Source organism: Pseudomonas sp. IT-P4 (assembly GCF_949767755.1).
Lineage (GTDB): Bacteria > Pseudomonadota > Gammaproteobacteria > Pseudomonadales > Pseudomonadaceae > Aquipseudomonas > Aquipseudomonas monachiensis.
Map to the genome: position 1 here is coordinate 261,814 of NZ_CATKPX010000056.1, position 14,095 is coordinate 275,908.

The window sequence follows — 14,095 nt, forward strand, 5'->3', positions numbered from 1 at the left end:
AGTGGTCAATCAAACATGAACAATGCATCGTTACTGTATTGGGCCTCGAACCGATTGGCCGGCATCGGCCGACCGAACAGATAACCCTGTACCTCGTCGCAACCGTGCTCCCTCAGGAAATCCAGCTGCTCTTGGGTTTCCACGCCTTCGGCGATCACCGCCAGGTTCAGGCTGTGGGCCATGGCAATGATTGCCCGGGCAATCTGTGCATCCTGCTCGCCGCTGGGCAGGCCATCGACAAAGGTGCGGTCGATCTTCAGAACATCGATCGGGAATTGCTTGAGGTAGTTGAGCGATGAGTAACCGGTACCGAAATCGTCGACCGCAATGCTCAGGCCGAGGTTTTTCAGGCCGTCGAGGATCTGCATCGCCTCGCTGACTTCACGCATCAGGATACTTTCGGTCAGCTCCAGTTCCAGGCACGCCGGTGGCAGGCCGGTTTCCTTGAGGATGGTGGCGATTCGCGTACCGAGTTGGCCGTCGGAGAACTGCCGCGCCGAGATGTTCACCGACACCTTCGGCACCCGCACCCTGGCCTGATGCCAGGCCTTGAGTTGGCGGCAGGCTTCGCTGATCACCCAGTCGCCGACATCCACCACCAGCCCGAGCTCTTCGAGCACCGGAATGAAATCCCCCGGCGGCACCAGCCCGCGGCGTGGATGACGCCAGCGCAACAGCGCCTCGGCACCGGTCAGGCGCTTGCCGTCACCGCTGAACTGCGGCTGGTAATACAGCACGAATTCGTTCTGTTCCAGGGCATGGCGCAAGTCGCTTTCCAGCTCCAGACGTTCCAGCGCACTGGCGTTCATGTCCGCCTGATAGAACTGGAAGTTGTTCTTGCCACGCTCCTTGGCGTGGTACATCGCGGTGTCGGCGTTCTTCATCAGCTGGCTGAGTTCGTTGCCGTCCTGTGGACTCAGGGCGATGCCGATACTGGCCGTGACGAAGAACTCGCGGCCTTCGAGCACGAAGGGTTTCACCAGGCTGGCGAGAATCTGTTCGGCCACATGGATCGCCCGGTTCAGGGCGATTTCACGGTTGGCTCGCGGTTGCAGGAGCAAAGTGAATTCGTCACCGCCCATGCGCGCCACGGTGTCGTCATCGGCGACGCAACCGAGCAGGCGCGTGGCCATTTCCTTGAGCATGCGGTCGCCGGCGGCGTGGCCCAGGGAGTCGTTGATCGGCTTGAAACGGTCGAGGTCGAGGAACATCAGCACCACCCACGACTTCTGCCGCTCGGCCGATTGCAGTGCCGTGTACAGGCGATCCTGGAACAGCGAACGGTTGGGCAGGTGGGTCAGGGCGTCGTAGTAGGCGAGGCGGTGAATCCGCTGCTCGCTGGCCTTGCGCTCGCTGATGTCGCTGAAGAAACACACATAGCTGGCCAGGTCGCCTTCATCGTCGAGCACGGCGGTGATCCCGACCCAGGCCGGGTAATGCTCGCCATTACGGCGCTTGAGCCAGACTTCGCCCTCCCAGGTACTGTGCTGGCCCAATTGCTTGAGCACGTAACGCAGATGGGCTTCCTGCTGGTCGTCGACCGTCAGCATGTTCGGCAGCTGGTCGAGGACCTGCTCCACGGCATAACCGCTGACACGACTGAAGGCTTCGTTGGCCTGGACGATGTAGCCGGCCGGGTCGGTGATCAGGATCGCCGAGGTCGAGTGTTCGAATACCGTGGCCGCCATGCGCAGGTCTTTTTCGGCCCGGCGTTGCTGGCTGATGTCGCGGCCGACGCCGAGCACGCCTTCGAAGGTGCCGTGTTCGTCCCAGACCAATACCAGGCGCAGTTCGATCGGGATCTTGCGCCCGTCGGCCCGCAGGCAATCGAACAGGAACAGTTGGGTTTGCACCTGGCTGCGCAACAGCGCCAGTTGGTCCGGCTGATCCAGCGCTTTGCTGACCCGGTCCATCAGGTGGTAGATGCCGGTCAGTTGTTGCGGGTTGGCGATGGTCGATTGCCAGCCGTTCTGGAAAATCCACTCGACGCCGTAACCCAGCACCGCTTGCACCGAGGGGCTGACGTAATTGAGGTTAAGGCGGCTGTCGGTGGAGAAGATCACGTCACTGATGCTTTCGGCGAGCATCCGGTAGCGCTGCTCGCTGTCGCGCAGGGATTCGCTGGCTTCGATCTGGTCGGTGATGTCCTTGGCCACGCCGATGATCCGCGTGACCTGGTCTTCCTTGTCCCGCGCCAGCGCCTGCTCGCGAATCTCGAAGCGTCGCCACTGGCCGTCCCGATGGCGGAAGCGCAATTGGCACTGCATCAACTGGCGATAACCGGCCTGGCGCTGGATCTGGCGGGAGCGGTGGTAATAGTCGGCGTCTTCGGGATGCAGGAGGATTTCCCAGAAGTATTCGCCCATCTGGTGCAGTTCGGTGCGGTTGTAACCCAGGGTCTGGCCCAGATGGTGGTTGCTGTAGATCATCCGCTGGCTGATCACATCCTGCACATACAGGTGATCTGGCACGGTGCGCACCACGTCCGACCAGAACCCTTCGCGCTCCTGCAGCGACAGTTCGATGAGCTTGCGGCTGGTGATGTCGGTGATGCTCAGGATCACCGCTTTATAGTCGTCCTGGGTTTGCGGCAGGCGCAACACCAGCCACAGGTGCTGGTCGCGGCCGCTGGCGTCCTGGAGCTTGATTTCCAGTTCAAGCTGTTGCTGCCGGTTGAGCATCGCGTCGAGCACCTGGTTGCCGATGGCGGTGCCGTCCTGTGGGTTTCCGTCGATCAGCAGTTTCCAGGCTTTGTCGGCGCTATCGACATTAAGCAGTTGCAGCGCAACCTGGTTGACCTCGGTGATCCGCAGTTCCTTGAGCAATGGCCGTCGTTGCTCCGGGATCGCCAGCCACGCTTGCAGTTGCTCGCTGCCCTGCAGTTGCGCCTTGTCGAAAAAGACCTTGAGCCCGGACATGTCGAGGACGCACAAGGCCACGCCGGTGCCTTCGAAAATGTCCTGGTAACGCCGGCGGCCTTCATTCAACTGGCGCTGACGCCGGCGCATGTTCAGCAAGGCGAGGAACGGCAGCATGGAAAACGCCAGGCCCAGCAGGCATTTGCCGATGAACGCCGGCAGCAGCTCTTCCAGTACGCGCTGACGGTCAAACAGGCCGCGCAGTTGCCAATCGCTGCTGCTCAGCGGGACGGTCAGCACGCTGTTGGCGACATCGTCCGCGGTCAACGTGCCCGGATTGACCGAGGGCAGCGCTTCGTCGCGGCTGATGATCTGATGATTGATGCGGTTCTCCACCAGCCACAACGGGCGGCCGCCAGCCTCGCCTTGTTTGGTCAGGGACGAAAAGAAGGTGGGTGTCAGGCGCAAGACCCAATAGCCTCGGGAACTGCCGCTGGCCTGGTGCAACAGTAAGTGCACCACGGAACCGTCGGTGGCATTGCTGAAATAGTGCGCCTGTGCGTGGCTGCGGCGTACCAGTTCACCCAGGTAGTCGCTGTCATCGCTGTCGGGAGCGCTGTCACTGATGACTCTTCCCGAGGGGCTGAGCAACGCCAGGCTGCGCAGATCAGGCAGCGATTGTTGCAGTTTGCGCAACAGGGCCTGCAATTCATCGGCGTCCTGCGGTTGCTCGACGATCGGCAGCAGGTTGAGGGCGATCTGCGCATTGAGCGCCATGTTCAGGCTGACCTGCGCGGCCAGATCGGCGGTGTAGTCGATGGTGTACTGGCGCTGGTTCTTCTGGGTTTCCCGCAACTGGTCGAGCAACTGCCAGAACAGCAGGGCCAACAGCAATAATACGAGTGTCGCCAAGGTGCCCTTCAAGGTCCCGCGCAGGGGGGAGCCGGGCGCTGTGGCCGGCGCACTGGAAGTCAGAGGCGGAGGGACAATGGACAAGCTGTAATCCTGCGGTTTGGCTGGACTGGCGCGACGTGCACTATAAGCCGGACGCCCGAAGGGCGGCTAGCATGCCTTGAGTTGTGGCGAAGTGCCAGCCCCTGTCCGTCGGCTGGACTGCCATCTGTCATTAAGGTAGCTTTGCCGGTTACGCGGGAGCGTTCCAGCTCCTAGACTCAGACTTTTTCAGCGTCGCCTCTTACGGACGACGCGCACGGTCTGGCCGGGCATTGCCTGCGCTCCAATCATTCATCAGTCACTGACCCTAGGTTCTCCATGGCTCAATACGTATTCACCATGCATCGGCTGGGCAAAGTTGTTCCGCCGAAGCGGGAAATCCTGAAAAACATTTCTCTGTCGTTCTTCCCTGGCGCCAAGATCGGCGTACTTGGCCTCAACGGTTCGGGTAAGTCCACGCTGCTGAAAATCATGGCCGGCGTCGACACCGAGTTCGAAGGCGAAGCCCGTCCGATGCCAGAGCTGAACATCGGCTACCTGCCACAGGAACCGATTCTGGACCCGACCAAAACCGTGCGTGAAGTGGTTGAGGAAGCGGTCAGCGTCATCAAGAACGCTCAGGCACGTCTGGACGAGGTCTACGCCGCGTACGCCGAACCGGATGCCGACTTCGACAAGCTGGCGGCTGAACAGGCCAAGCTCGAAGCTATCCTGCAAGCCGGCGACGGTCACAACCTTGAGCGTCAACTGGAAGTCGCCGCCGATGCGCTGCGTCTGCCAGCCTGGGATGCCAAGGTCGAAGTTCTGTCCGGTGGTGAAAAGCGTCGTGTGGCCCTGTGCCGCCTGCTGCTGTCCGCTCCGGACATGCTGCTGCTCGACGAACCGACCAACCACCTGGACGCCGATTCCGTTGCGTGGCTTGAGCACTTCCTGCACGACTTCCCGGGCACCGTGGTCGCGATCACGCACGACCGTTACTTCCTGGACAACGTTGCCGGCTGGATCCTGGAACTCGACCGCGGCGCGGGCATTCCTTACGAGGGCAACTATTCGGGTTGGCTGGAAGCCAAGTCCGATCGTCTGGCTGCCGAATCCAAGCAGCAGTCGGCCCACGAAAAAGCCATGAAGGAAGAGCTGGAGTGGGTGCGCAAAGGCGCCAAGGCCCGCCAGTCCAAATCCAAGGCTCGTCTGCAACGCTTCGAAGAAATGCAGTCGCAGGAATTCCAGAAGCGCAGCGAAACCAACGAGATCTATATCCCGGCCGGTCCGCGCCTGGGCGACAAGGTCATCGAATTCAAGAACGTCACCAAGGGCTATGGCGACCGCGTGCTGATCGACAACCTGTCGTTCTCCATGCCTAAAGGCGCCATCGTCGGCGTGATCGGCGGTAACGGTGCCGGTAAATCGACCCTGTTCCGCATGCTGATGGGCAAGGAAACGCCGGATTCTGGCAGCATCGAAGTCGGTGAAACCGTGCAGTTGGCTTGCGTTGACCAGAGCCGCGAAGACCTGGACGGCAGCAAGACCGTGTTCCAGCAGATCTCCGACGGTTCCGACCAGATCCGCATCGGCAACTACGAGATCCCGTCGCGTACCTACGTCGGTCGCTTCAACTTCAAGGGCGGCGATCAGCAGAAGTTCGTCAAGGACCTGTCCGGTGGTGAGCGCGGTCGCTTGCACCTGGCCCTGACCCTGAAGGAGGGCGGCAACGTCCTGCTGCTCGACGAACCGTCCAACGACCTCGACGTTGAAACCCTGCGTTCCCTGGAAGAGGCCCTGCTGGACTTCCCGGGCGCCGCTATTGTGATCTCCCACGACCGGTGGTTCCTTGACCGCGTCGCGACTCACATCCTGGCGTACGAAGACGACTCGCAAGCGGTGTTCTTCGAAGGCAACTACACCGAGTACGAAGCCGACCGTAAAAAGCGTCTCGGCGAAGCGGCTGCCCAGCCGCATCGTGTACGCCACAAGAAGCTGGCCTGATTTCAGGTTGGTTGCATAAAGAGCGGAGCCTTCGGGCTCCGTTTTTTTTTGCCTGTGTTTTTTCAATGACACCGAGCCGCGCCATTCGCGAGCAAGCCCGCTCCCACAGGGTTTTGTGAAAGGCACAAATCTCAATTCAGAAGAAGATCCTCTGTGGGAGCGGGCTTGCTCGCGAAGGCGGTGTTCCTGATGGTGCATTGCTCGAATGGTGAATCCCTATTCAGGTGCAGAATGAGTCCAAAAAGCGGACTTATTTATATCCTGTGCACCATTTAATTTCATAAGTGCGACATTTTGCGCTGTTCCTGTGCGCGATTCGTTTGTTACAGTCCGGCCCAATCTCCTCCAACGACAACAAATTTGCCGAGACTTTTTCATGATCGAATCCGTCGAATCCTTCCTTGCGCGCCTGAAAAAACGCGACCCGGATCAACCCGAGTTTCACCAGGCTGTCGAAGAAGTCCTGCGTACCCTGTGGCCGTTTCTTGAAGCCAATCCGCATTACCTGACCTCCGGCATCCTGGAGCGCATCTGCGAGCCGGAGCGTGCGGTGGTGTTTCGCGTGTCGTGGGTCGACGATCAGGGCAAGGTCCAGGTCAATCGTGGTTTCCGCATCCAGATGAACAGCGCAATCGGCCCGTACAAGGGTGGCCTGCGTTTCCACCCGTCGGTGAACATGGGCGTCCTGAAGTTCCTCGCCTTCGAGCAGACCTTCAAAAACTCCCTGACTTCATTGCCCATGGGCGGCGGCAAGGGCGGGTCGGACTTCGATCCGAAGGGTAAGAGCGACGCGGAAGTCATGCGTTTCTGCCAGGCCTTCATGAGCGAGTTGTACCGCCACATCGGTGCTGACGTTGACGTGCCGGCCGGGGACATCGGTGTCGGTGCGCGGGAAATCGGTTTCCTGTTCGGCCAGTACAAGCGCCTGAGCAACCAGTTCACCAGCGTGCTGACCGGCAAAGGCCCGAGCTACGGCGGTAGCCTGATTCGCCCGGAAGCCACCGGTTTCGGTTGCGTGTACTTCGCCGAAGAAATGCTCAAGCGTCGCGGTCTGGCCGTGGAGGGTAAACGCGTAGCGATCTCCGGCTCCGGCAACGTCGCGCAATACGCGGCGCGCAAGGTCATGGACCTGGGCGGCAAAGTGATTTCGCTGTCCGACTCCGAAGGCACGCTGTATTGCGAAAGCGGCCTGACCGAGGAGCAATGGCTGGCGGTGCTGGAGCTGAAAAACGTACAGCGCGGGCGCATCCGTGAGCTGGCCAGCCGTTTTGGCCTGGAATTTCGCGCCGGTGAACTGCCATGGAGCCTGAGCTGCGACATCGCACTGCCGTGCGCGACGCAAAACGAACTGGATGCCGACGCCGCTCGCACCTTGCTGCGCAACGGTTGCATCTGCGTGGCCGAAGGCGCGAACATGCCGACCACCCTTGAGGCGGTGGATCTGTTCATCGAGGCCGACATTCTGTTCGCGCCGGGCAAGGCGTCCAACGCCGGTGGTGTGGCGGTGAGCGGGCTGGAAATGTCGCAGAACGCCATGCGCCTGGCATGGACCGGTGGCGAAGTGGACAGCAAGCTGCACGCGATCATGCAGTCGATTCACCACGCTTGCGTGAATTACGGTGAGGAGAACGGCCGGGTCAACTACGTCAAGGGCGCGAACATCGCCGGCTTCGTCAAAGTCGCCGATGCCATGCTCGCCCAAGGTGTGGTCTAAGCCGGTTCGATACGGATCACCTCAATCAATTGATCCCCGGCAGGGCGCTGCCACAGCACTTCATCGTTGAGTCGTGCGCCGAGCAGTGCCCGTCCCAACGGTGAACCCCAATTGATCAGGTCGTGGGCGGCATCGGCCTGATCTTCGCCCACCAGTTGTACCCGGCGTTCGGTGGCGTGTTCATCGGCGTAGGTCACCCAGCTGCCGATCTGCACTTTCTCGGTCGAAGTCGCGGCGGGTACCACCTGAGCACTGCCCAGGCGCTGCTTGAAGTAACGCAAATCACGTTCGAGATCCGCCAGGCGCTGCTTGTCGGCCTGCTCGCCTTTGGCCGATTGTTCGGCGTGCAGGGTTTGCAGTTCGGTGACTTTTCCCTGCAACAGGTCCAGGCCTTGCGGCGTGACGTAATTGGGCTGCGCGCTGACCTGCCGTTCGACTGGCTGATCGGCTTGCGCGGCGGCGTTATCTTCATTGACGAAGGCACGGCTCATGGAATTCTCCCGGTATAGGGTTTGGGCCATGGTCGCAGGCATTTGGTTTCACCGGATGTCTGAAAACGACTTATGGCGAGTGATAGGCCCGGGCGGCGTCCTGATCTTTCTGCTGCTGCCAGGCTTTACACCCGGCCATCCGTCTCACTCTCCCAAGCCGATGGCCCATAGATAAAGTCTAGAAGTGGATTTGTCGGGTGTATGTGAAAGGAGTGCATGCATTTTATCGAACGCCACATAACCCCTGTGGGAGCGGGCTTGCTCGCGAAAGGGGCGTGTCAGCCAGCATCAATGTTGAGTGGCATATCGCATTCGCGAGCAAGCCCGCTCCCACAGGGTAAGTGGTGTGTCAGGTCAGTAGTGATACCACTTCAGCTCAAGCATCACTTCGTTCTCGGCCGTTGCCAAATGGCTGAACTCACGCTGGGCGCTCAAGCGCAGTCCGAGATTGCGGGATATTTCCCACTGTTGATTCAGGCTCAGGCTGCGGCGCACTTCACCATTGGTGAAAAAGTCGCCCTTGGCTTCCAGGCTCAAATTGCCCAGAGGGTTTTTCCACAGCACACCACTGTTGAACCCGGCGGCCGGGGCAATGAACGCGGCGAAGTCGCTGTTGTGCTCGATACGCACGGTGCCCAGGGCAAAACCGAGCAGGTCATCGCCCAGTTGCCAGGTGCCGCCACCACCGCCGTTGACATGGCTGACCAGGGTCTGGTCATCGTGCTTGCCCGGCACCCGCTCCAGGCCACCAGTGACTTGCCATGACAGCGGTTGCAGCAATTCGTTACGCGGGGTCAGGGAGCGAATGGTCGCCAGGTCCAGTTGCTGCACTTGCCAGTCATTGCCTTCGTACTGACGCAGTTTCAATTGCAGGATTTCGATCTGCGCGCCAAGGGGAAAGCTTTCGTTGTTGTCATTGAGGTCGTGATAAGCCATGCGCAAGCCGTACTCGCCAAAGGCTTTATCTCCACGGGTGCCGAGGCCGAGCTGCCAGGTGCGGGACTCGTGACCGTCTTCAGGCAGGCCCGGTTGCGGGATATCCAGCTCCGGCGCCGGGTTCTGGTTGATTGCCCGCAGCAGTTCGAAGCTGCGCTGGGCGCGCGCCGGGTCGCGCTCCTGGCCATTGGCGCGGTAACGCTCCAGACGATAGGCCGCATCGATAATCAGCGCCTGACGGTCGCGGGGTTGCGCCTTGAATGCCGGGTCCTGCAATTGTTTCTGATCGGCGCTGACTTTCAGCACCCATTGCTGCTCTTCAGGGTTCAACGGCTCGGCGCGGCTGAGCAACTCGCGCTCCCGGGACGGACGATACTGGATCGATTCCACCAGCCCAGCCGCTTTCACGGCTTTGACGGTGTCGGTCGGGATGGCCGTGAGCGGGAATTGCTCGGTCAGGCGCAGGCCCGGGCGGGCCACTTGCAGCAGTTCCAGCAAGCGGTACGAGCAGTTTTCGTCGAAGAAGAAATAGTCGAACTTGATCTGCTTGAGCTCCCAGACATGCTCGACCATGCGCGCGGTTTCCTGCCGGGTCAGGTTCAGGCGGTACTCCCACAGGTCGCGGTTTTCCAGGCTGCGGTATTCCGAGAGTTTTTCCTGGTAGGGCACCATCGCGAACAGGCCGGGATAGCCGCCCATCAGGCCTTTCCAGGCATAGATGATGCTGTTGTCCGAGCCCTCGATGTAGGCGCCGAAGTTGATCGCGTAACTGAGCAGCGAAGTCTTGTCGCTCTTCACTTCGGCCTGGTCAATGCGCAACAGGGTATGGCCGAACATCGAGGACGGGCTGTTCAAGTAGGCCGCCGGGAAGATCATCACCGCGCTGTCGGGCGAGACGTCCTTGAACCATTGCTTGAATTCGGCGCAGTCCGGCGTTGGCAGGCCGGTCAGGCCGAGTTGTTCTTTCAGCCAGCGGGTGCGGGCCGGGTAGACGCATTGAGCGTGTGTTTCACCGGCACTGGCCGGGGCGTACAAGGCTTGTACAGTCGCCGCCAGTTCATGGTCCGGATGTTCATTGCCGTCAGCGGCGAGGAAAAATTTCCGGTCACTGACATAGCTGCGCCAGCCACCGAGCTTGGCGGTTTCGTAATGGCCCAGGGAGATCCAGAAAGGGTCGTTGGCCAGTTGCTGCAAACGTTGTGGATCGATGTGAGGCGCGGCGGACAGCGGGGCGCAGACACACAGCGCCAGCCAGGCAAGGCGTTTGAGCATAGAGGGCAACTTAAATACTTGAGAAAAAGACCCAAAGAGGGGCAGGTCCAAAAAATAAAACCCGCTTCCCGAAAGAAGCGGGGCGGGTCGAGCTTAAGCCTGAGTCGCGTACTTGGCCAGACGAGGGTCGGCTTTGAGCACGGCCAGGGTGTTGGTATGCACGTCTTCTGCAGTCACGTCAGCCTTGCTGAAGATCTGCTGGAAGTGTTCGTGAGTGACGGCGGCGAAGTGCGCACGGTCTTCCGGCGCCACGCCCAGTACCACGGCATAGGTGGTCAGCGCTTCGCCCTGACCCTTGGCCATGTCTTCGGACAGCTCGTTCATCATGCCATTCATGGCAAACCAGGATTTGCCGCCATAGGTCAGCGCCGAATTGGTTGCGCAACCGTTGGTGCCTGAGGTCATGCCGAAGGTTGCGTTGCCGGAGGTGCCGTTGGTGGTGGATGCCAGGAAGTGAGCTGGAGTACCACGCTGGCCTTCGAACAGCATGTTACCCCAACCGCAATCCGGACCGCCTGGCGCTTGCGCCATGGCATTGATGGATACAGCGGTGAAGAGAGTACCAAGAAGAATCCGTTTCATAGCTTTGTTCTCTTTGTGTGCATACCAATAGACAAGGGAGTCTGGCCCGTTCCGGTGCCAGTGGGCCGGGCATTAGCCCAGCCGCGCAGTTTGGAGTTTAGGCACGATCACGGGGTTCCGTGATTTTTTGCAAAACATTCATGGGAAACACCGGCGCAAGCCCGGCCCGCCTGGGGTTGGCCGATTGACAATGCTCAGGCCTGCGGCGCTCCTTGCCAGTCGGGCATGGGCAGCGCCAGAATGCTGCCATCTGCCCCGCCTGATTGTAAGGAAGCCCGATGCCTGATCCTGTTGCTGCCAGCTTGCGTCTAGCGCCCGAAGCGCTGACCCGTCCGTTTTCCGCTGAACAGTTCAGCTTCTCTACCACCAATGATCTGGAGCCCTTTCGCGGTGTGCTTGGCCAGGAACGTGCGGTCGAAGCCTTGCAGTTCGGTGTGGCCATGCCACGCCCCGGTTACAACGTATTCGTCATGGGCGAGCCCGGCACCGGCCGGTTCTCGTTCGTCAAACGCTACCTCAAGGCCGAAGGCAAGCGCCTGCAGACCCCGGCGGACTGGGTCTATGTCAACAACTTCGATGAACCGCGCGAACCACGTGCCCTGGAGTTGCCGTCGGGCACTGCCGGTAACTTCATTGGCGATATCAACGTTTTGATCGACAACCTGCTGGCGACATTTCCGGCAGTCTTCGAGCATCCGTCCTACCAGCAGAAGAAAAGCAGCATCGACCGCGCCTTCAACCAGCGCTACGACAAGGCCCTTGACGTCATCGAGCGTCTGGCCCTGGAAAAGGAAGTCGCGCTCTACCGCGACGCCAGCAATATTGCCTTCACCCCGATGAGCGATGGCAAGGCGTTGGACGAGGCTGAATTCGCCCAGTTGCCGGAAGCCGAGCGCGAGCGCTTTCACGAAGATATTTCGGCACTGGAGGAGCGCCTGAACGAAGAGCTCGCCAGCCTGCCGCAATGGAAGCGCGAATCGAGCAACCAACTGCGTCATCTGAACGAAGAAACCATCACCCTGGCCTTGCAGCCATTGTTGTCGCCACTGTCGGAGAAGTACGCCGAGAACGCGGCGGTCTGCGGTTATCTGCAAGCGATGCAGGTGTACTTGCTCAAGACCGTGGTCGAGCAACTGGTGGACGACAGCAAGACCGACGCTGTCGCCCGCAAGTTGCTGGAAGAACAATACGCGCCGAGCCTGGTGGTCGGTCACTCGGCCAGCGGCGGTGCGCCGGTGGTGTTCGAGCCGCACCCGACCTATGAAAACCTTTTCGGTCGCATCGAATACAGCACCGATCAGGGCGCGCTGTACACCACCTACCGCCAACTGCGACCGGGTGCCTTGCACCGGGCCAATGGCGGTTTCCTGATCCTTGAAGCGGACAAAATGCTCAGCGAGCCGTTCGTGTGGGACGCGCTGAAACGCGCCCTGCAATCGCGCAAGCTGAAAATGGAGTCACCGCTGGGTGAACTGGGGCGTCTGGCCACCGTGACCCTGACACCGCAACACATACCGTTGCAGGTCAAGGTCGTCATCATCGGTGCCCGTCAGCTGTATTACACGCTGCAAGACCTCGATCCGGACTTCCAGGAGATGTTCCGCGTCCTGGTGGATTTCGACGAAGACATCCCGATGGTCGACGAGAGCCTGGAGCAGTTCGCCCAGTTGCTCAAGACCCGTACTTCCGAGGAAGGCATGGCACCGCTGACAGCCGATGCGGTGGCACGCCTGGCGACCTACAGTGCGCGTCTGGCCGAGCATCAGGGGCGCTTGTCGGCGCGTATCGGTGATTTGTTTCAACTGGTCAGCGAGGCGGATTTCATTCGTCACCTGGCTGGCGATGAAATGACCGACGCCGGGCACATCGAACGTGCGCTCAAGGCCAAGGCCACGCGGACCGGGCGGGTGTCGGCGCGGATTCTCGATGACATGCTGGCCGGGATCATCCTGATCGACACCGACGGCGCGGCGGTCGGCAAGTGCAACGGCTTGACCGTTCTGGAGGTCGGTGACTCGGCCTTCGGCGTGCCGGCGCGGATTTCCGCCACGGTGTACCCCGGCGGCAGCGGTATTGTCGACATCGAGCGTGAGGTCAACCTCGGCCAGCCAATCCACTCCAAAGGCGTGATGATCCTTACCGGTTATCTGGGCAGCCGCTACGCCCAGGAGTTTCCGCTGGCGATTTCCGCGAGCATCGCCCTGGAGCAATCCTACGGTTATGTCGATGGCGACAGTGCTTCCCTGGGCGAGGCCTGCACCCTGATCTCGGCCTTGTCGAAAACCCCGCTCAAGCAGTGCTTCGCCATCACCGGTTCGATCAACCAGTTCGGCGAAGTGCAGGCGGTTGGCGGGGTCAACGAGAAGATCGAGGGCTTCTTCCGTCTGTGCGAAGCCCGCGGCTTGACCGGCGAGCAGGGGGCAATCATTCCTCACGCCAACGTCGCGACCCTGATGCTCGACGAGAAGGTGCTGACGGCAGTGCGTGCGGGGCAGTTCCATGTCTACGCGGTCCGTCAGGCCGACGAAGCCTTGAGCTTGCTGGTCGGCGAACCGGCCGGCGAGCCGGACGAAAATGGCGAGTTTCCTGAAGGCAGCGTGAACGCGCGAGTCGTGGAGCGCCTGCGGGTTATCGCGGAAATGATCAGTGAGGATGATCTCAAGGAAGCCGAGAAGGAGTTGGCGCAAGAGGCATTGGCGGAAACCAAACCGGCTTGATGCAGTAACCCATGTGGGAGCGGCGCACCGCCGCTCCCACATTTGTTTGTGTGAATACTGGAAAAGCGTCGTCGAAATGACGTCAATATTCACACTATGACCATTCGGCGCCTTTCGGTCTCGCCCTGGCCTGCAAGCCGGACTTTTCTTCTATTCTCTGCTCAAGGATATCGACGTAATCACAGGATCGAAACAGCCTTCCCATGGGGGCTGAATACCGGATCTACCGAGGGTCGCCGCCATGTCGCGCAACCTCTGCCTTACCCGTCAATGCCTGGGCCTTGTGACCCGTATCGAATGTGCCATCCGTCCATTGGCGGGAGATACGGGCATGTGGACTCTGCTGTTCGCCGCCGGAATGGCCGGTGAGCAACCTTCGGCCATCAAGGCCCAAGGCCCGTTTCATGGTCCGTTCGTCGCTGAATCAATCCTCGACACCATCGTTGAAAGCCTGACCCTGCACGGCTACGAATTGGCCGACGATCCGCAAATCTGGTGCCTGCACCTGCAAGCCCAACTGCGGGAAATCAATGGTGGTCGCTGCCGGAGCATGGGCGGTTTCGAGTTTCACCCTGAGCACTGAGTGGC

General features: G+C 60.5%; 8 protein-coding genes. 4 read left to right on the plus strand and 4 right to left on the minus strand.

Annotated features, from left to right (window positions below; translation table 11 throughout):
* Nucleotides 1-5: 5 nt before the first annotated feature.
* Entirely contained in the window at nt 6-3,854 is a 3,849-nt protein-coding gene (locus ACM6IT_RS22530) for an EAL and GGDEF domain-containing protein (RefSeq protein ID WP_414918727.1), read from the minus strand.
* A gap of 276 nt (nt 3,855-4,130) precedes the next feature.
* Between ACM6IT_RS22530 and ettA the strand changes: the two genes are divergently transcribed.
* Nucleotides 4,131-5,795 carry an energy-dependent translational throttle protein EttA gene (ettA, locus tag ACM6IT_RS22535; protein ID WP_223541993.1) on the plus strand — a complete coding sequence of 555 codons (1,665 nt, stop codon included), beginning with the start codon at nt 4,131-4,133 and terminating at the stop codon, nt 5,793-5,795.
* A gap of 376 nt (nt 5,796-6,171) precedes the next feature.
* Entirely contained in the window at nt 6,172-7,509 is a 1,338-nt protein-coding gene (gene gdhA, locus ACM6IT_RS22540) for an NADP-specific glutamate dehydrogenase (protein WP_414914862.1), read from the plus strand.
* On the opposite strand, the gene ACM6IT_RS22545 is transcribed toward gdhA, so the two are convergent.
* The 3 genes from ACM6IT_RS22545 to ACM6IT_RS22555 all read right to left on the minus strand — a co-directional run bounded on the left by ACM6IT_RS22545 (nt 7,506) and on the right by ACM6IT_RS22555 (nt 10,790).
* The gene (locus ACM6IT_RS22545; protein ID WP_056728721.1) at nt 7,506-8,000 is read right to left on the minus strand and encodes a GreA/GreB family elongation factor; all 495 of its coding nucleotides are present in this window, start codon (nt 7,998-8,000) and stop codon (nt 7,506-7,508) included. The two genes, gdhA and ACM6IT_RS22545, sit on opposite strands and share 4 nt — an antisense overlap.
* Nucleotides 8,001-8,354: 354 nt before the next feature.
* Nucleotides 8,355-10,208 carry a DUF4105 domain-containing protein gene (locus tag ACM6IT_RS22550; RefSeq protein ID WP_414918728.1) on the minus strand — a complete coding sequence of 618 codons (1,854 nt, stop codon included), beginning with the start codon at nt 10,206-10,208 and terminating at the stop codon, nt 8,355-8,357.
* Nucleotides 10,209-10,301: 93 nt separating this feature from the next.
* Complete coding sequence (locus tag ACM6IT_RS22555; protein WP_008052053.1) at nt 10,302-10,790, minus strand: DUF3015 domain-containing protein; 489 nt, start codon at nt 10,788-10,790, stop codon at nt 10,302-10,304.
* A 278-nt stretch (nt 10,791-11,068) separates the two neighbouring features.
* Between ACM6IT_RS22555 and ACM6IT_RS22560 the strand changes: the two genes are divergently transcribed.
* Entirely contained in the window at nt 11,069-13,507 is a 2,439-nt protein-coding gene (locus ACM6IT_RS22560; protein ID WP_056728717.1) for a Lon protease family protein, read from the plus strand.
* A gap of 241 nt (nt 13,508-13,748) precedes the next feature.
* Nucleotides 13,749-14,090 (plus strand): hypothetical protein, encoded by a 342-nt coding sequence (locus tag ACM6IT_RS22565; protein WP_414918729.1) that lies wholly within the window; start codon nt 13,749-13,751, stop codon nt 14,088-14,090.
* The last annotated feature ends 5 nt before the right edge of the window (nt 14,091-14,095 follow it).